The sequence below is a fragment of the Microbacterium sp. Clip185 genome (genome assembly GCF_028743715.1).
Lineage (GTDB): Bacteria > Actinomycetota > Actinomycetes > Actinomycetales > Microbacteriaceae > Microbacterium.
This window is the reverse complement of record NZ_CP117996.1, coordinates 2,597,923-2,615,464: the sequence shown is the minus strand read 5'-3', so window position 1 is coordinate 2,615,464 and position 17,542 is coordinate 2,597,923. Positions and strand designations below refer to the sequence as shown.

The 17,542-nt window shown below is 68.9% G+C and carries 15 protein-coding genes; 10 read left to right on the top strand and 5 right to left on the bottom strand.

The annotated features are described in order from the left end of the window. Positions 1-396: 396 nt before the first annotated feature. Entirely contained in the window at positions 397-1,338 is a 942-nt protein-coding gene (locus PQV94_RS12650) for a LysR family transcriptional regulator (RefSeq protein WP_274286163.1), read from the bottom strand. A 122-nt stretch (positions 1,339-1,460) separates the two neighbouring features. On the opposite strand from PQV94_RS12650, the gene PQV94_RS12645 reads away from it, so the two are divergent. Then, on the top strand, positions 1,461-2,453 hold the full coding sequence (locus PQV94_RS12645; RefSeq protein ID WP_274286162.1) for a putative oxygenase MesX: 993 nt from the start codon (positions 1,461-1,463) through the stop codon (positions 2,451-2,453). After that, positions 2,450-3,490, top strand: coding sequence for a methionine synthase (locus tag PQV94_RS12640; RefSeq protein WP_274286161.1), 1,041 nt, complete (start codon positions 2,450-2,452; stop codon positions 3,488-3,490). Before PQV94_RS12645 ends, PQV94_RS12640 begins: the two co-directional genes overlap by 4 nt. Before the next feature lie 8 nt (positions 3,491-3,498). Here PQV94_RS12640 and PQV94_RS12635 read toward each other — a convergent pair whose 3' ends face one another. Next, on the bottom strand, positions 3,499-5,049 hold the full coding sequence (locus tag PQV94_RS12635) for a PucR family transcriptional regulator (protein WP_274286160.1): 1,551 nt from the start codon (positions 5,047-5,049) through the stop codon (positions 3,499-3,501). 125 nt (positions 5,050-5,174) lie between these two features. On the opposite strand from PQV94_RS12635, the gene PQV94_RS12630 reads away from it, so the two are divergent. Genes PQV94_RS12630 through PQV94_RS12620 form a run of 3 tightly spaced genes read left to right on the top strand, consistent with a single transcriptional unit; the run spans position 5,175 to position 8,648 of the window. Further along, a complete protein-coding gene (locus tag PQV94_RS12630) occupies positions 5,175-6,638 on the top strand; it encodes a purine-cytosine permease family protein (RefSeq protein ID WP_274286159.1) in 1,464 nt (487 codons plus the stop codon). A gap of 46 nt (positions 6,639-6,684) precedes the next feature. After that, the gene (locus tag PQV94_RS12625; RefSeq protein ID WP_274286158.1) at positions 6,685-8,205 is read left to right on the top strand and encodes an amidohydrolase family protein; all 1,521 of its coding nucleotides are present in this window, start codon (positions 6,685-6,687) and stop codon (positions 8,203-8,205) included. Positions 8,206-8,243: 38 nt separating this feature from the next. Further along, a complete protein-coding gene (locus PQV94_RS12620) occupies positions 8,244-8,648 on the top strand; it encodes a VOC family protein (protein WP_274286157.1) in 405 nt (134 codons plus the stop codon). Here PQV94_RS12620 and PQV94_RS12615 read toward each other — a convergent pair. After that, the gene (locus tag PQV94_RS12615) at positions 8,645-9,676 is read right to left on the bottom strand and encodes a LacI family DNA-binding transcriptional regulator (RefSeq protein WP_274286156.1); all 1,032 of its coding nucleotides are present in this window, start codon (positions 9,674-9,676) and stop codon (positions 8,645-8,647) included. The genes PQV94_RS12620 and PQV94_RS12615 overlap by 4 nt on opposite strands. Before the next feature lie 174 nt (positions 9,677-9,850). On the opposite strand from PQV94_RS12615, the gene PQV94_RS12610 reads away from it, so the two are divergent. Genes PQV94_RS12610 through PQV94_RS12590 form a run of 5 tightly spaced genes read left to right on the top strand, consistent with a single transcriptional unit; the run spans position 9,851 to position 15,143 of the window. Beyond that, positions 9,851-11,209, top strand: coding sequence for an ABC transporter substrate-binding protein (locus PQV94_RS12610; RefSeq protein WP_274286155.1), 1,359 nt, complete (start codon positions 9,851-9,853; stop codon positions 11,207-11,209). Further along, positions 11,206-12,174: a carbohydrate ABC transporter permease gene (locus PQV94_RS12605; protein ID WP_274286154.1), complete on the top strand. Its 969-nt coding sequence runs from the start codon at positions 11,206-11,208 to the stop codon at positions 12,172-12,174. The genes PQV94_RS12610 and PQV94_RS12605 overlap by 4 nt, the downstream gene beginning before the upstream one ends. Further along, positions 12,171-12,995, top strand: coding sequence for a carbohydrate ABC transporter permease (locus tag PQV94_RS12600; RefSeq protein WP_274286153.1), 825 nt, complete (start codon positions 12,171-12,173; stop codon positions 12,993-12,995). Before PQV94_RS12605 ends, PQV94_RS12600 begins: the two co-directional genes overlap by 4 nt. Positions 12,996-13,026: 31 nt before the next feature. Further along, on the top strand, positions 13,027-13,983 hold the full coding sequence (locus PQV94_RS12595) for a glycosyl hydrolase family 32 (RefSeq protein ID WP_274286152.1): 957 nt from the start codon (positions 13,027-13,029) through the stop codon (positions 13,981-13,983). Further along, entirely contained in the window at positions 13,980-15,143 is a 1,164-nt protein-coding gene (locus tag PQV94_RS12590; protein WP_274286151.1) for a serine hydrolase domain-containing protein, read from the top strand. The genes PQV94_RS12595 and PQV94_RS12590 overlap by 4 nt, the downstream gene beginning before the upstream one ends. Here PQV94_RS12590 and PQV94_RS12585 read toward each other — a convergent pair. Together PQV94_RS12585 and PQV94_RS12580 are read right to left on the bottom strand one after the other, a co-directional pair. After that, complete coding sequence (locus PQV94_RS12585) at positions 15,140-16,489, bottom strand: D-alanyl-D-alanine carboxypeptidase family protein (RefSeq protein WP_274286150.1); 1,350 nt, start codon at positions 16,487-16,489, stop codon at positions 15,140-15,142. The two genes, PQV94_RS12590 and PQV94_RS12585, sit on opposite strands and share 4 nt — an antisense overlap. Positions 16,490-16,557: 68 nt before the next feature. Then, positions 16,558-17,490, bottom strand: coding sequence for a DUF5996 family protein (locus PQV94_RS12580; protein ID WP_274286149.1), 933 nt, complete (start codon positions 17,488-17,490; stop codon positions 16,558-16,560). Between the last annotated feature and the right edge of the window lie 52 nt (positions 17,491-17,542).

Below are 17,542 nucleotides of genomic sequence, written 5' to 3'. Positions count from 1 at the left end.
CCCGGTTGTCACCCGGCGCGGCGAAGAGCCGCATCAGGGTCGTGATCGTCGACAGCGACGTCTCGTCGCGAAGGCTCCCTCTGCGACCGCGACGCTCTCTGACATGAAGACGATCAGTTGCTGATCTGAGACCCACGTCTCGACTGTGTCCGCGCTACCTGGGCAGAGGGAAACACCGCTCAAGGGCTTGTCGGGAAAGCTCAGGCTCACTGCGCCCCGGTCGTTGCAGGTGACGTTGCTCGGAGTGAACGCGGTCGTCTTCTGCTGCCCGTCGACCTCGTACGTGATCGTCGCAGAGCTGCCCCTGCCGGCAGGCGTCGCACACCCGCTGAGCAGGCCGATGATCGCGACCGCGCCGGCCGCGAGGGCAGTCGTTCGTGCGTTCGGCCCGAGCCCCTACCCCAACACTTCCACACCGAAGCCTGACACCACCGCCCGCACCTCGTCGAGGTAGCGCTGCGCCTGTTCGGTGAGCCCGAGGGCGGCCTGACCGATCCAGCCGATCTCGATCCTCACGTCGACCTCGAGGGGGACGGCGACGATCTCGGGATCGAGGTCGTCGCTGATGATGCCCGTGGAGATCGTGTAGCCGCCGAGACCGATCATGAGGTTGAAGATCGTCGCGCGGTCGGACACCCGGATCTCCTGCTTCGCGGAGAGGGTCGAGAGGATCTCCTCAGCGAGGTAGAACGAGTTGTTCGCACCCTGATCGAAGGTGAGTCGCGGCAGATCGGCGAGGTCGTCGAGTGTCGCACGACCCCGTGCGGCGAGCGGGTTCTTCCGCGAGATGAAGATGTGCGGCTCGGCGAAGAACAGCGGATGGAAGGCCAGCCCCGCATCGCGGAGCAGCTTGTTGATCACGTTCCGGTTGACGTCGTCGCGGTACAGGATGCCGATCTCGCTGCGGAGCGTGCGGACGTCCTCGATGATGTCCCACGTGCGCGTCTCTCGCAGTGAGAACTCGTACTCCGCGGCGCCGAAGCTCCTCACCATCCGCACGAACGCGTCCACTGCGAACGAGTAGTGCTGCGTGGAGACGCCGAGCAGGCGCCGGGCCGGCGGCCGGCCGAGGTAGCGCTGTTCGAGGAGCGCGACCTGCTCGACGACCTGCCGGGCGTAGCCGAGGAACTCGGTGCCATCCGCGGTGAGCGTGACACCCCGCGCCGAGCGGATGAGGAGGGCTCGCCCCACCCGGGCCTCGAGGTCTTTCATCGCCGCCGACATCGTGGGCTGCGAGACGTAGAGCAGATCGGCCGCGGCGGAGATCGATCCCTCCGCCGCGACCTCCACGAAGTAGTGGAGCTGTTGCAGCGAGATGCCCGCGGAGGTTTTTGCCATAGTCGAAGGCTATAGCAGCGCATAGTCACGCCGAATTACCCGATGGGTGCAGATCCTCGGCACGATGGCACGACAACCCCTGCGCGACCCGCCGGCCGCGTGAGATCCCCGATTGGCTGCGCATGACGAACGAGCTCACGTTCCGCATCTCCACGACACCGTTCGACGAGGACTACTCGCCCTCCGTCGAGTCCCGTGCCACGACGAACTTCGCCAACCTCGCCCGCGGGGAGGGCCGGCAGCAGAACCTCCGCAACGTTCTCACGATGATCGACCGCCGGTGCAACGACCTCGCCCGGTGGGACAACCCGAACGGCGACCGGTACGCCGTCGAGCTCGAGATCGTCTCGGTGGATGCGGCGCTGACCGCCGACGGCGAAGAGCGCCACTTCCCCCTGCTCGAGGTGCTCGACGTCCACATCCGCGACCTGCACACCGGCGCTCGCCGCCACGGGATCGTCGGCAACAACTTCTCGTCCTACGTGCGCGACTTCGACTTCAGCGTGCGCCTTCCCGCCGTCACCGCTGATGCCGGCACCTTCACGGTCCCCGACGACTTCGGCGCCCTGCACGGTGCGCTGTTCCAGGCGTTCCTGGACTCGGACGCCTACCGTGCGCGCTTCGAGGCGCCGCCGGTGATCTGCATCAGCGTCTCGACGACCAAGACGTACCGTCGCACCGACAACACGCATCCGGTGCTCGGTGTCGAGTACCTCCAGAGCGAATACTCGCTGACCGACGAGTATTTCGCCCGCATGGGGCTTCGGGTGCGCTACTTCATGCCCGTGGGTGCCGCGGCGCCGCTGGCGTTCTACTTCCGGGGCGACCTGGCCAACGACTACACGAACCTGCAGCTGGTCGGCACGATCAGCACGATGGAGAGCTTCCAGAAGATCTACCGCCCGGAGATCTACAACGCGAACGCGGCGGCGGGCAGCGTCTACCGCCCGAGTCTGGAGCACGGAGACTTCTCGCGCACGCAGGTCGACTACGACCGCGTCGAGCGCGCGCAGCTGGCGATCACGCAGGGCACCTACGCGGCAGAGCACTTCCTGACGCCCTACGGTGATGTGCTCGCACGATGGGCCGGTCTCGAGCCGGCACTCGCCCGATGAGTCTCGCAGAGACGCCCGCGCTGCTGCCGACCGCGATCGTCGGGAGCCTCCCGAAGCCCTCGTGGCTCGCGAAGCCGGAAGTCCTCTGGTCGCCGTGGGAGCTGGCGAGTGAGGCCCTCGTCGAGGGCAAGCAGGACGCGTTGCGCATCGCCGTGCAGGAGCAGCAGCGTCGTGGCATCGACATCGTCAGCGACGGCGAGCAGACCCGCCAGCACTTCGTGACGACCTTCATCGAGCACCTGGCGGGCGTCGATTTCGATCGCCGCGAGACGGTGCGCATCCGTGACCGCTACGACGCGAGTGTGCCCACCGTCGTGGGCGCCGTGAGTCGGCCCGAGCCGGTCTTCGTCGACGACGCGCGGTTCCTCCGCCAGCAGACGGACCGCCCCCTGAAGTGGGCGCTTCCCGGCCCCATGACGATGATCGACACGCTCGCCGACCGCCACTACAGAAGTCGCGAGAAGCTGGCGTGGGAGTTCGCGGTCATCCTCAACGAGGAGGCCAAGGAGCTCGAGGCGGCGGGTATCGACGTCATCCAGTTCGACGAGCCCGCCTTCAACGTGTTCTTCGACGAGATGCGCGACTGGGGGATCGCCGCCCTGGAGCGCGCGGCCGAGGGGCTGCGAGCCGAGACCGTCGTGCACATCTGTTACGGCTACGGCATCGAGGCCAACACCCGGTGGAAGCAGACATTGGGCTCCGAGTGGCGTCAGTATGAGGAATCCTTCCCGCTCCTGCAGCGCTCCGCGATCGACATCGTCTCGCTCGAGAGCCACGGCTCCCGCGTGCCGATGGAGCTCATCGGGCTTCTTGACGGCAAGAAGGTCATGCTCGGCGCCATCGATGTCGCCACCGACGAGATCGAGACGCCGGAGGAGGTCGCCGGCACGCTGCGCGGTGCGCTCCGCTATGTCGACGCCGACAAGCTGATACCGAGCACCAACTGCGGCATGGCGCCGCTGCCGCGTGAGGTGGCTCTCGCCAAGCTCAGCGCGCTGAGCGCCGGCGCCGCGATCGTGCGCGCGGAGCAGGACTGACCGTACCGTCACGCGTCCGTGGGCCCCGCTCCCTCCCGCTTCGCGTCGGCCGCAGCGGCGGCTTGTCGCCGTGCCTGCTCGAGGAAAACGGCGGTGAGCAGCGCACCGACCCGGGCCGACCCGGGCTCGAGCGGTCCGATGACGGCAGTGATGCGCTCGAATCGTTGGTAGAAGGTCTGCCGGTGGATGCCGAGGGATGCGGCCGCATCCGTCTTGCTGCCGAGATTCTCGGCCAGTGCGCGCAGCGTGTCGAACAGCTCGCCGTGCGAGACGGCGTCCCGATCGAGGAGCGCGCCGATCTGCTCGTCGATGAACTCAGCGACCGGATCGATCTGCGACAGCAGCGGCCAGAGCCGCGTCACGGCGATGCTCGCCGCATCCACCACCGGGTCCGCGTCCGAGGCGTACGGCACGCTCTCCCGAGCGGAGCGCACGGCTCGCACGGCTCGGTCCACGCTCGCGCTGGTGGGCCCGACCGCGGCGCGCACGCCCCCGCGCGAGGCGAGGCGCCGCAGGGCGTCCGTCACCGCGTCGCGTACGTTCTGTGCGTCCCATGACGGGGCGAACCCCACGATTCCGACGTACTGGCCGTCGGCGAACTGCCCGGTCGATCGTGGCGAGATCGCCGCGATCGCGTCCTGCACCGCCGTGACGGTCGAGGGGTCGCCGAGTTCGACGACGAACGGGATGAACCGGTCGGCGGGCTCGAACCCCAGCCGTACGGCCAGCGTGGTGAGCTCGCGCGCGTGTTCGGCGGCGGAGGTGCGTGGACCGCTCGACGCGAGCAGCGAGATGAAGCGGCTGCGGCGCCGGTCGTGAGGCGAGAGCGGATGCGTGCGCAGCAGCGCGATGGCGAGGATCTCGGGCGCCCGTGACAGCGCACCCGAGATGAGGTGGATATCGGCGTCCGCCGCCGGCCGCAGCGTGAGCGTCGCGACGACCGTGCCGCCGAAGGACACCGGTGCGGTGTACTCGATGCCGAGCGACGGCGTCTCGGCATCGACGAGCGCGACGCCCAGCGTCTGGCCGGACAGCGACGTGAGCTGCGCCGACGAATTCGCCTGATCGCGTATGAGGGCGAGTAACTGATCGATGCTCGCCAGGTTCTCGATCGCCTCGGAGAGCGCGAGGGAGATCCGATCGGCGATGCGCAGGCGCCGCAGGCTCACATCGGCGAGCTGGCTGTTGATGCTCTCGCAGATCTGCGCGAACGGCACCCGGCGCCGCAGGTGGATCACCGGCAGGCCGCTCGCCTCAGCCTGTTCCAGGAGCGCGTCGGGGATGCGGGGGAGCCGGGGCGTCGTCTCGACGGCGAGTGCGGCGATGTCACGGGCGACGAGGGTGTCGACGTAGGCGCGCAGCTCGGCCGCATCCGCCGTGACGAGGTTGACCCCCTCCATGAGGATGAGCTCCCCGCCGCGCAGGAGCGGCGCGATGTCGAGCTGCTCGCTCGCGTGCACCCAGCGCACATCGACCTCGGATGCGGTGCCGCAGATGAGTTCGGGTTCGGTCTTCTGGACGACGGCGTCCGCGAGGATCTGATCGAGCAGGAGGGGCATACATTTTGTCCATTCGCCGTGACGGCGAGTTTACAGAGCGCCGCGAGCACGGAAACACCGTCGCCGCATGCTGGGTGGCGACCCGCTCCACTTGATCGCTCCACCTCGCGAGAAGGACGCCGCCCATGTCTTCTGCCAGCCCGCACGACGTCGAAGAGACGCTCCAGCCCATTCCCGAGTCGGCCCGCACGACGCGCGTGTCCGGCCAGTTCTGGATCTGGATGGGGGCGAACATCGCACCCATCAACTGGGTGCTGGGAGCGCTCGGCATCAGCATGGGTCTCAGCCTGCTCGACACGATGCTCGTGCTCGTGATCGGCAACCTGATCGGCATGGGCCTGTTCGGCATCTTCGTGCTGTTCGGCCAGAAGACCGGCGTCACCGGCATGCTCCTCGGCCGCGCGGTGTTCGGTCGCCGCGGCAACTACCTGCCCTCGGTGATCCAGGCGGTCGTGGTGATCGGATGGTGCGCCGTCAACACCTGGATCGTGCTCGACCTCGTGACGGCCCTGCTCGGCGAGCTGGGCTGGCTGGATCCGACGCAGGCGAACATCGGTTGGAAGATCGGCATCGCCGCCCTCATCATGGCGATCCAGGTGGGCGTTGCGCTCGCGGGATACAAGGCGATCGCCGCGTTCGAGCGGTGGACGGTGCCGCCGACGGTGCTCGTTCTGGTGATCATGTCTGTCGTCGCGTGGTTCTTCCTCGACATCGACTGGGGCTACGCGGGCCCCGCCGGCGCGGAGCTCTCCGGCGGCGACCGCATCGTCGCGATGTCGGCCGTGATGACCGCCATCGGCATCGGCTGGGGCATCACCTGGTTGACCTACGCGGCGGACTACTCGCGCTTCATCAGCACGAGCGTCCCGCGCCGCAAGCTGTACCTCGCGAGTGCCCTGGGGCAGTTCATCCCCGTCATCTGGCTCGGTCTGCTCGGAGCATCCCTCGCCACGAAGAACGGCACGGTCGATCCCGGCCAGCTCATCGTCGAGAACTTCGGAGCCCTCGCCATCCCGGTCCTGCTCCTGGTGCTGCACGGGCCCATCGCCACCAACGTGCTCAACATCTACAGCTTCAGCGTCGCCGCCCAGGCGCTCGATCTGAAGGTCGGTCGCAAAGCCCTGAACATCCTCGTCGGCGTGCTCTCGCTCGCCGCCGCCGTCTTCTTCATCTTCCAGGAGGATGCGGCCCAGACCCTCGACGCGTGGCTGGTCGGGGTGGTCGGCTGGGTCGCCACGTGGGGCGCGATCATGCTCGTTCACTACGGAATCTTCGAGCGCCGCTCCCGCCGGTTCGACCACCTGTTCGACGCCGTCGGCTCCAAGCGTCTGCCCGACGTAAACCCGCGTGCGTTGATCGCCTTCTTCGTCGGGATCGCCTTCACCTGGCTGTTCCTGAACGGGATGGTGCCGGCGCTGCAGGGCCTCGGCTCGCGGGCCCTCGGCGGCCTGGACATCTCCTGGCTCACCGGCGGTGTCGCCGCAGGTCTCACCTACTGGCTGCTGGCACGCAACAGCCACAAGCCGTGGGTCGAGGCGCAGCAGTTCACCCAGGCTCCCGAATCCCGCGAGACCGTATCCACCCGCTGAGGGTCCCCGCAGCGCCCCGCCCCACCCCTCCACGGAGAACCACACCATGAGCACCTTCATCCGCGACGCCCACGTCATCACCATGGACCCGATCTCGGGCAGCACTCCGCTCGTGCGCAGCATCCGCATCGCCGACGGTGTCATCGTCGCGATCGGCGAGCACCTGGAGCCCGAGCCCGGCGACGAGATCATCGAGGGGCGCGACCGCCTCGTCGCACCGGGCTTCGTGAACGCGCACACGCACTCGTGGGAGATGCTCTACAAGGGTCGCTACGACAACCTGCCGCTGGAGATGTGGATGGCGATGTCGTATCCGATCCTCGGTGACAGCCGCGTCGCGCCGGATCTCGTGCGTCTTCGCACGACCCTCTTCGGGATCGAGTCGCTCAAGGCAGGTGTGACGACCCTCGTCGACGACGTGCTCGAGACTCCGGGGCAGGATCACGAGCAGCTCGCGGCGGTCTTCGACGCCTACGAGCAGCTGGGCGTGCGGGCGAACGTCTCGGGACACGTCATCAACCGCCCCTTCCTCGATACGGTGCCCTTCGCCGAGGACTACCTGCCCGCAGGCGTGGTGAGCGAGATCCGTTCCGCGCGCGTGCCGACCACCGACGAGTACCTGACGTTCGCCCGCGAGGCCTTCGCCGCGCACCACGGTCGCGCGAACGGCCGGCTGCGGTTCATGGTCGCGCCCTCCGCGCCGCAGCGGTGCGAACCCGCCCTGCTGACCGGGGCGACAGAGATGGCGCTGGAGTTCGCCGCCGAGTGCCACATCCACGTGCTCGAGACGAAGACGCAGCTGGTCACCGGGGACGAGTCGTACGGCGGGAGCCTGGTCTCCTACATGGCGTCCATCGGAGCTCTTTCGCCGAACACGACGCTCGCGCACGGAATCTGGCTCACGGATGCCGACATGCAGACGGTCGCTGCGGCAGGCACCTCCATCTCCCATAACCCGATCTCCAACCTGAAGCTCGGCTCGGGGATCGCCGCGTGGCGCAAGCTCCAGAACGCGGGCGTCAACCTGGGCCTCGGCACGGACGGTTGCTCGAGCAGCGATTCGCCGCGGATGCTCGATGTCATAAAGACCGCGGCTCTGCTGCACAAGGTGACCGAGCCGGGCATCGACCAGTGGCCCACGGTCGCCGAGGTGCTGGCCGCTGCCACGATCGGGGGAGCCCGCAGCGCTGTGCTCGATGACGTCGCCGGGTCGCTCGAAGTCGGCAAGCAGGCCGACCTGGTGATCTACGACCTCGAGACCATGGCGTTCACGCCCCGTCAGAAGCTCGACCTGCAGCTCGTCTACTCCGAGAACGGCTCCTCGATCGACATCGTCATGGTGCAGGGACGCGTGGTCGTCGCCGGCGGCGAGGTGATCACGGTCGACGAGCGCGCCGCGCGCGCCGAACTCACCGAGCGCCTCGAGGAGATCATCGAACGTCAGGACCGCCTCGACGAACGCAACCAGGCGGTGATGCCCGGGCTCGCACGGATGTACGAGCGGGCGACGTCCACGCCGGGCGCTGTCAACCGCTTCAGCGGCGACGAGCGCGCCTGGCTCGTCTGATCACGACGCAGGTCGGCGGCGGCCGGTAGCCTGCCGGAATGGCCGCCCCCGTCCCGTACCTGCAGTTCGCCGGCATCGCCGCGGACGCGCTGAAGACCTACCGCGACGTGTTCGGCGGTGACCTCGAGCTGCACACCTTCGCGGAGTTCGGCCGCCGGGACGGCGCACCGTCGTGGATCGCGCACGGCGAGCTGCGCGGCCCCGTCGACCTGTTCGGTTCGGATGCGGCCGACGGCGCCGCATCCGTCCAGGTGCACGGCGTGCTCTTCGCGCTGCTGGGCGCCGGCGACGCGGTGACGTCCCGGCGATGGTTCGACGCGCTCGCCGCGACGGGAACCGTCATAGAGGCGATGGGGGAGCGGCCGTGGGGTGACGTCGACGGGCAGGTGCGCGATGCGTTCGGGGTGACGTGGCTGATCGGCTACTCGCCTGCCGGCGCCTAGCCAGGGGTCGTCGGGCGGATGGAGGCGCGGACGACGACCGGCATCTCCACGAGGTGGATGCCGGGCGGCGGGCCGTCCGGCTCGAGCAGGAGTTCGACCGCGCGACGGCCCATCTCCTCGTGCGGCAATCCGATGGTGGTGAGGCCAGGTCGCAGGTAGGCCGCGAGCTCGTCGTTGTCGAAGGAGACGAGCGACACGTCGTCCGGGATGCTCAAGCCCGCCTCGGTCAGCGCCTGTGAGGCGCCGAAGGCGAGCCGGTCGTTGAGGCAGATGATCGCCTTCGGTCGCTCGCCCTCGGCCAGCAGTCGGGAGATCACTTCATGGCCGCTCGCGGGCTCCCACAGCCAGATGGACTCCGAGCGTGCCAGCGTCATCCCTCGCTCGCACAGGGCATCGGACATGCCGCGGATGCGGGACGCGACCGTCTCGGAGCGGAACACGTCGCGCTCCGCCTCGGCGTCGTAGCCGAGAAGCACGATGCCCTCGGTGATGCCTGCATCGGCGAGCAGCTCGACCGCCCGCCGCCCGCCGGTCTCCTCGTCGGGGAGCACGCTACAGGTGTGCACGTCGTTCGTCGCGTTGAGCATCACGATGCGCGTGCGGGAGGGCAAGGGCGGCACGAAGGTCTCCCGCGCCCGCATGGAGGCGAAGATGATCCCGTCGACCTGACGATCCAGCAGCGCCGAGACGGCTTCGACCTCACGCTCCGGTTCACCGCCGGTCTCGGCGACCAGCACGACATGACCCGCCGCCTCGGCCGCTTCGAGGGACCCCTTGATGAGGCCGCTCGCGAAGCGGGTCGTGGCGACGTGATCGGAGACGAAGCCGATCGTGTGGGTTGTGTCGGTGCGCAGCGCCCTCGCGGCGACGTTCGGCCGGTATCCGAGCTCGGATGCGGCGGCGTGCACGCGCTCATGGGCATCGGCCGACAGGCGGGTGTCGGGGCGGCCGTTGAGGATCATCGATGCGGCGGACGGTGACAGTCCGGCTTTGCGCGCGACATCCGCAAGGGTGACTCGCTTCCCCACGCACACCTCCTTGAATGCTCCCCCAGCGTACGCGGAGCGGACATTGACACTGGGGACCCAGTATGCGCACAATGTGCGTGCTAAATCCATTCAGCAACCGGATCGCCGAGAACATGACCCGATGTTCCCGTCCCCCGGAGCCGTGTTTTGCACCACAGACAAAGGAGTCGCCCCATGACTACGACACCGCACCGCCGCCTGCGTCGCTCAGGGCCGGTCGCCCTGCTGGCGATCACCGGCCTCGCCGCAGCCGCTCTGACGGCCTGCGCGCCGGGAGCCGCCGCACCGGCCGCCCAGAACGACGTCACCGTCTCGACGGAGCTCACCTCCGACCCGGTCGAGCTGACGATCGCCGACGAGACGGGCTTCCCGGTCACCGACAAGCTGACCGAGGAGTTCACCAAGCAGCACCCGAACGTGACCTTCACCATCACTCGTGACACGTTCCAGAACCTGACGGCCAACGCCCCGAAACTGCTCGCGAGCGCGACACCGCCCGACCTCATCCGCCTCCCCACCCTGGGCGACACGGTGCGTGACGGTCTGGTCGCCAATCTCGACCCGTACTTCGACGCCTACGGCTGGGATGCGTGGCCCGCCTCGCAGCTCGCGCCGCTGCGGATGAGCGAGGACGGCATCCGCGGCTCGGGCTCGCTGTATCAGCTCGGGCTCGGCTACAGCATCACCGGCATCTACATGAACGACAAGCTGGCCGCCCAGCTCGGTATCGATGCGCCGCCGCAGACACTCGCCGAGCTCGAGGACGACATGGCCAAGGCCAAGGCCGCCGGCATCCTGCCGATCATGGCCGGCGACAAGGACGGCGTCGTCAACTTCGTCGTGCAGGCGGCGATGAACCAGTACGTGGACAAGGACCAGTTCCTGTCGTGGATGTTCAATGAGCCGGGCGCCCGCTACGACGAGGAGGGCAACGTGAAGGGTGCCGAGCTCGTGCGCAAGTGGGCGGATGCGGGCTACTTCCCGTCCGACATCAACGCGATCGACTACTTCACCTTCACGAGCCGCTTCGGTGCGGGCGAGGGTCTGTTCACCTTCAACGGCAACTGGGAGGCGGCGAATTACCAGAAGGCACTCGGCTCCGACGTGTCGTTCTTCCTCGTCCCGCCGGCCGAGGCCGGAGGAGACCATGTCGCCATGGGCGCGGCGAACTCCTTCTCGGTGGCGGCCAAGTCGGCCCACCTCAACGAGATCGTGTACTTCCTCAACTGGGTTCACACCGACCCGACCGCACGCCAGATCATCGTGGACGTGACCGGTGCCTCGCCCGGCGGCGACCCGTCGCTCGAGATGCCGAAGGTCGAGTCCGGCTCGCTCATCGAGGATGCGCTCGCAATGTCTGCGCAGATCGGTGCCGAGAACGGCCAGGTCGACTTCATGGCCAACACGACCGCCGGCATCTACGCCGGATCGATCATCCCCGAGTCGCAGCTGCTGGTCACGAGCCAGATCACGGGCAAGGAGTTCGTGGACCGCGTGCAGGCGTTCTACGAGAAGGAGGTCGGCGGCAAATGACCGACCGTGCGGTCGCCGCTGTGGCGGCACCCCGACCCGACGGCACCGCCGCGGCGACGACCGCACCCCCGCGCCGGGCCGCTGCCAAGGCGGCCGCCCGGCGCGGGACGCTCGCCGGTTGGCTCCTGCTCGTGCCGGCTCTCGCGGCCTACGTGTCGTTCGTCGTCTGGCCCCTCATCCAGGGGGTGCAGTATTCGTTCTACGACTGGAACGGCATCGGCGTCGCCCGCTGGGTGGGGGTGGACAACTACTTCACCGTCTTCACCGATCCCGACCTGCTCGGCGCCATCCGCAACGCCTTCGTGCTGATCGCGTTCTTCACGATCATCCCCGTGGGGGCGGGTCTCGTGCTTGCAACCCTGATCCGCGGGCTTCGCTCGAAAGCGTTCGCTGCGTCGGCGCAGACGGTGCTCTTCCTGCCGCAGATCATCCCGCTCGCGGCGGCCGGTATCGCCTGGTCGTGGATGTACGCGCAGACCGGTGCGGTCAACCAGATCCTGGGATGGCTGGGACTCGGCTGGATCACCCGCCCCTGGCTCGCCGACTACGGCACTGCTCTTCCGGCGGTCGGTCTGATCGGGTCGTGGGTGCTGACGGGGCTGTGCACGGTGCTGCTGCTCACCGGCCTCGGCAAGATCGACGTCTCGCTCTACGAGGCGGTCCGGCTCGACGGCGCCGGGTGGTGGCGCGAGTTCTTCACGATCACCCTCCCCGGGCTGCGCCAGGAGATCGCCGTGCTCGTGACGGTCACCGTCATCGCCGCGCTGTCCAGCTTCGACATCATCTACACCTCGACGCAGGGCGGGCCGGGCCGGGCCACCCTCGTTCCCGGCCTGTCCATCTTCCGCATCGGGTTCACCCAGAGCGACGTCGGCCTCGCATCCGCCTTCGGCATCGTGCTGATGGTGCTGGTGCTCGTCGTCGTCCTGCCCATCCAACGACTCTCGAGAGCGAGCGACTCGTGATCGCCAGCCGCACCGAGCGAGTGCTCGGCTACCTCCTTCTCAGCGTGGCGGTGATCGTCACCGTGCTGCCGCTGGTCAGCATGTTCTCGGCCGCCCTGCAGCCCGCCGATCGCAACCCGACCGGCCTCACCTGGCCGACCGACCCGCAGTGGGGCAACTTCGCCACGGCGTTCGAGACCGGCCACGTCTGGCAGCTGATGGGCTCCAGCATGCTCATCGTGCTCGGAGTCGTGCCGGCGAGCCTCATCGCCGCCACCCTCGCCGGGTTCGCGCTCGGATCGCTCCAGGTGCGTTTCGGTCGCGCAGTGCTGGTGTTCTTCATCCTGGGCCTGACGATCCCGTTCGAGGCCCTCATCATCCCGCTCTATTACCAGGCGCAGTCGCTCGGCACCGTGAACACCCCGTGGGCGGTGATCTTCCCGCTCATCGGGCTGTACATGCCGTTCGGCGTGTTCTGGATGCGGGCCCACTTCATCAACGTGCCCAGGGAGCTCTCCGAGGCGGCCCGGGTGGACGGAGCGTCGCTCTGGCGCGAGTTCCGCAGCATCCAGCTCCCGCTCGCGATGCCCGCGCTCTCCGCTCTGGCGATCCTGTTGTTCATCTGGACGTGGAACCAGTTCCTGCTGCCGGTCGTGCTCATCGCCGACCCGCTGCAGCGGACGGTCGCCGGTGCGCTGACCTTCTTCCAGGGGCAGTACTCGCTCAGCATCCCGCTGCTGAACGCGGGTGCGCTGATCATCATCACGCCCGCGGTCGTGCTCTTCCTCATCTTCCAGCGGCAGTTCATCCGCGCGCTGGTGCAAGGCGCCGTCAAGGGCTGAGCGGCCCTTCCCCATTCACGAGGAGAACTCTGTGACGTTCACGCTGCCTGACCACTGGGTCTGGGACTTCTGGTTCGCCCGCGACGGCGACACCCACCACATGTACTTCCTGCAGGCGCCGACCTCGCTCGGAGACCCCGATCTGCGCCATCGCAATGCGACGGTCGGTCACGCCACCTCGACCGATCTGCGCACCTGGACCGTCCACGACACGGTGCTGCGACCGTCCGGCGGGGACGCGCCGGATGCGACGGCCACCTGGACGGGCAGCGTCGTCCGCGACGCGCAGACGTGGCGGATGTTCTACACGGGCTCGCGGTTCCTCGACCCCGCGGCGCACACGAACGTGGAGACCGTGCTGGCCGCCTCCGCATCGGAGCCGGGCGCGTGGACGAAGGATGCCTCCGTCGTCGTCGCCGCGGACCCGCGGTGGTACGAGACGCTCGGCGACGGCACCTGGCACGAACAGGCGTGGCGCGACCCGTGGGTCTTCGCCGACCCCGCCGGGGACGGGTGGCACATGCTCGTCACCGCGCGCGCCCTGGGCGACGGTCACCGCGACGCCGGCGTGATCGGTCATGCCCGTTCCGCCGACCTGTCGCGCTGGGAGGTGCGTCCGCCGCTCAGCGTTCCCGGTGCGGGCTTCGCGCACCTCGAGGTCCCGCAGTTGGTGCAGATCGACGGCCGATGGGCGCTCATCTTCTCCTGCGATTCCGCGCATCTGGCAGGCGCGCGCACCGCCGCGCGCGGCGGGATCTGGGCGGTGGCCCTCGAGGATCCGCTCGGGCCCTACCCGGTGGACCGGGCCGTGCTCGTCGCGAGCGAGAAGCTCTACAGCGGTCGCATCACGCAGGATGCGGCGGGGCGCGACGTGATGCTCGCGTTCGAGAACATCGGCACGGACGGCGCCTTCGTGGGCGCTCTGTCGGATCCGCTGCCGGTGCGCTGGGAGAACGACCGGCTCATCGTGGAGGAGATCGCAGCATGATCGGGATCAACGGGCACATCGCCCCGGGCTTCGAAGCGATCGGCGACGCCTTCGCGGCGGCGTTCGACGGGCTTGGGCGGATGGGCGGAGCTCTGGCGATCCGCGTCGATGGTCGCAGCGTCGTCGACCTCTGGGCCGGTTCCGCGGATGCACGCATCGACCGCCCGTGGGAACGCGACACCCCGTCGGTGGTCTTCTCCTGTTCGAAGGGGTTGATGTCGATCCTCGTCGCGCGGCTCGTCGCATCCGGACGCGTCGACCTCGACAGTCCGCTCGCCGCGCTGTGGCCGGAATTCGGCCAGCACGGCACGGATGCGGTGACGGTCGGTGACGCGCTGGCCCACCGTGCGGGGGTGCCGGCGCTCAGCGTCGACCTCACGACCGAGGATCTGCTCGACTTCGACCGCGTCGCCGCGCTGCTCGCGGCCCAGGAGCCGCTGTGGAAGCCGGGGGAGGCGTGGGCGTATCACGCGTTGACCCACGGCTGGATCTCGGGCGAGATCGTGCACCGCGCGAGCGGTCGTCCCGCTGCCGTCGTGTTCCGTGAGATGGCCGAGCTGCTGGGCGCGGATGCGTGGCTCGGTCTGCCGCCTGAGCGCGCCGGCTCGGCCGCGCACCTGTTCGTCGGTCCTACGCTCCAGGGGTTGGTGGCTCAGCAGGCGGCTCAGCGCTCGCCCGGAGTCGTCGACTGGGGCGACCGCGCCATGACCCTCGGCGGTGCGTTGCCGCCCACTCTCGTCGGCGAGGCGGAGGGCTTCAACATGCCGGCCGTGCAGTCCGCTGTCATCCCGGGCGCCGGCGTCGTCGCGACGGCGCGCGCCGTCGCCGCGTTGTGGTCGGCAACTGTGGCCGAGACCGATGGGGTGCGACTTCTCGACGACCAGACCGTCGTCGCCGCCACGCGCGAGCGCACGGCGGGGGCGCCGTTCTTCGACGCGCCGCCACCGTGGCCGCGGTGGGGCGCGGGGTTCCAGCTCGACTCCGAGGCGCGGCGGTATCTCGGACCGTCGAGCTTCGGGCACGACGGCGCGGGCGGGCAGGTCGCCTTCGCCGATCTCGACAGCAGGGTCGGCTTCTCGTTCGTCACGAACTGGATGGAGGCCGTCGACGATGACCGTGCGACCCGGATCGTGGACGCGCTCCGCGAGATCGTGGCTTAGCCGCCGTCGAGCTGTCCTGGGTGGGTGAGCCGCCACCACTCGGTCGGCGGTTCGATGTCGCCCGAGACCACGACGTCGGCCGTCGTCGTGTTCGGCCCGGCCGTCCACGTGATCGTGCCGACGACCTCGCCGTCGGTGTACGTCTGGGGTGCCGCGACGTCCATGGAGACCGAGATGGCGGTGTCCGACCACGTCAGGATGCCGGGTGCCGAGGCGACGACGAGGGCCGCTCGGGAACCCCAGATCGTCGAGAGGGTGCCGATCTGCTGTCCCTCCTCGGCGAGCTGCACCGTATGGAAGCCGTCGCGGATGCTCTGCAGCTGTGCGCGCACGACGCTGTCCACGGTGTCGCGGGAGTAGACCCCGAGCACCACGCCGGTGACGTCCAGAGGCTCGCCGATCCCCACATCCAGCGTCGAGGTGTACAGCAGGTTGTAGTTGTCGGGCCCCAGGTTCCCCGTTTTGAGACCGGTGATCCCGTCGATGCCCAAGAGGTTGTTCGTGTTGGTCACGGTGCCGAGATCTCCCAGCGACGCGGAGGGCATCGCGGCGATCGCAGCGATGGTCGGCTCGGATGCGGCCAGCTTGCCGAGTGTGATGAGGTCGGTGGGCGTGCCGGTGTTGCGTGCGCTGATCCCCGTGGGCTCCACGATCGTCGTGCCGGTCATCCCGTGCGCGTCGAGCCAGCTGCGTGCGGCCGAGAGGAACCCGCTGCGTGAGCCGAACGCCCAGGTGGAGACAGCGTCGGCGTAGTTGCTGGCCGAGGGGAGCAGCATCGCGGTCAGCGCATCGCGCAGCGACATCGAGCTGCCGGTCGGCATGGCGAGGATCGTCGCGCCCTGCACGTAGTACTCGTCGTACAGGTCGTGGTCGGCCCTCGAGAACGTGATCGTCGGCCCGGGGTCGTCGGGGCCGCTGAGCGGCGATGCGTCGAGCACGACGAGGGCGGTGATGAGCTTGCTGATGCTGGCCAGCGGGCGCGCGTCGTCGCCGCCGCTCGAGGTCCAGATGCCGCTGGCTCCCGCGCCGAGATAGGCACCGCCGCCCGACACGCTCAGCGCCGCCGCCCCCTCCGTGGGCATCGCGATGCCGGCCGCGCCGGGTGTCGACACCGACGGCTTCTCCGCGGTCATCACCGGCTCGGGCAGCGGGGCATTCAACGCCCAGACCGTATAGCCGCCGCCCGCCGCGAGAGGGAGCACGACGAGAACCAACAGGACGATCGCCACGATCCAGCGGCGTCGGCGGCGCACACGACGATCGACCGGCGGTGGGTCGTCCTCGCCGTCGTTCAGCAGGTCGGCGAACGAGACCAGTTGATCGGTCGGGTCGTCGTGCGTCGTCATCTCGGGGCCCCCATCCCTCGCGCGCAGCACCATCCTGCCGCATCCGCTGCGGGAGCGGTGCCGCGCTCTCAGTCTCGGGCTGGGGAAAGCAACGGGTCCGTGACCCCGTCGACGCAGAGGTAGCGTGCGATGTCCCATCCGGCCAGCTCGGCACCGGCGAGATAGGCGGCCTCGAAGAAGTCGAGCGCCGCCTTTCGCGGGTCACCCGTCGTCTGGGCGCGAGCGAGCGGATAGACGGCGAGGTGGGAGGCTCCGCGATCCAGCCACTGCGCTCCCTCCGGAAGCGGGCGCTGCGCGATGCCTGCCGGCTCCGGCGAGGTATACGAGTAGAACGCCGGTTCCGGCACGCTCGCGTCGCCGAACCAGAATCCGGACGAGACGACCTCTCGCGAGTAGGCCTCGCGTGTGACGCTGTCGGCCTGGTCGGTGTGCGGCACGACCGTGTCGGAGAAGCGCGTCGCGGCGATGTCGAACGTGTGCCAGAAGTGGTGCACCGGACTCGTCTTGCCGCTGAAGCGACCGCAGAACTCCTCGAGAACGAGGCCCGCATCCGACAGCAGGCGCCAGTACGCCGTGACGGATGCGGCATCGTACGCGTCGTGCTCGGTGTCGTCTCGGAACGGGCGGGCTGCGTCGGGCAGGTCGAACGGCGTCGCCTCGAGGATCGGCGCGGCGTCGACGCCGGCGCCCTCGAGTGCGCCCACGAGGTGGGTGTGGAACTCCGCGACGGACAGTCCCGGCAGCGAGAACGACGTGCGGGCGCCCTCGTTCGTGACCACGCTCAGGCGGTGATCGATGAAGTCGAAGTCCACAGCGAAGGTGGGGTCGGATCCCATCGGACGCGTCGTGATCCCGGTGCCGGTGAGGTGGAACGGCACGTTCCACCAGTGATTGCGTCGCACGCTGCGCGCGAGCCGCAGCTTGCCGACCACCTGCACGAACCGATGCAGGGTCTCCTTCGTCGGCTGCCAGGCCTCGTAGGGCAGATGCGTCTCGAGCATGCGGACCTCTTCCGGGGACGGATGCGGCCGCCGTGGCCGCGCCTTGTGATCC

Coding starts and splice junctions, on each gene's coding strand:
- PQV94_RS12650 (WP_274286163.1), bottom strand. CDS start 1,338: ATGGCAAAAACCTCCGCGGGCATCTCGCTGCAACAGCTCCACTACTTC.
- PQV94_RS12635 (WP_274286160.1), bottom strand. CDS start 5,049: ATGCCCCTCCTGCTCGATCAGATCCTCGCGGACGCCGTCGTCCAGAAG.
- PQV94_RS12630 (WP_274286159.1), top strand. CDS start 5,175: ATGTCTTCTGCCAGCCCGCACGACGTCGAAGAGACGCTCCAGCCCATT.
- PQV94_RS12645 (WP_274286162.1), top strand. CDS start 1,461: ATGACGAACGAGCTCACGTTCCGCATCTCCACGACACCGTTCGACGAG.
- PQV94_RS12580 (WP_274286149.1), bottom strand. CDS start 17,490: ATGCTCGAGACGCATCTGCCCTACGAGGCCTGGCAGCCGACGAAGGAG.
- PQV94_RS12640 (WP_274286161.1), top strand. CDS start 2,450: ATGAGTCTCGCAGAGACGCCCGCGCTGCTGCCGACCGCGATCGTCGGG.
- PQV94_RS12585 (WP_274286150.1), bottom strand. CDS start 16,489: ATGACGACGCACGACGACCCGACCGATCAACTGGTCTCGTTCGCCGAC.
- PQV94_RS12590 (WP_274286151.1), top strand. CDS start 13,980: ATGATCGGGATCAACGGGCACATCGCCCCGGGCTTCGAAGCGATCGGC.
- PQV94_RS12605 (WP_274286154.1), top strand. CDS start 11,206: ATGACCGACCGTGCGGTCGCCGCTGTGGCGGCACCCCGACCCGACGGC.
- PQV94_RS12620 (WP_274286157.1), top strand. CDS start 8,244: ATGGCCGCCCCCGTCCCGTACCTGCAGTTCGCCGGCATCGCCGCGGAC.
- PQV94_RS12625 (WP_274286158.1), top strand. CDS start 6,685: ATGAGCACCTTCATCCGCGACGCCCACGTCATCACCATGGACCCGATC.
- PQV94_RS12610 (WP_274286155.1), top strand. CDS start 9,851: ATGACTACGACACCGCACCGCCGCCTGCGTCGCTCAGGGCCGGTCGCC.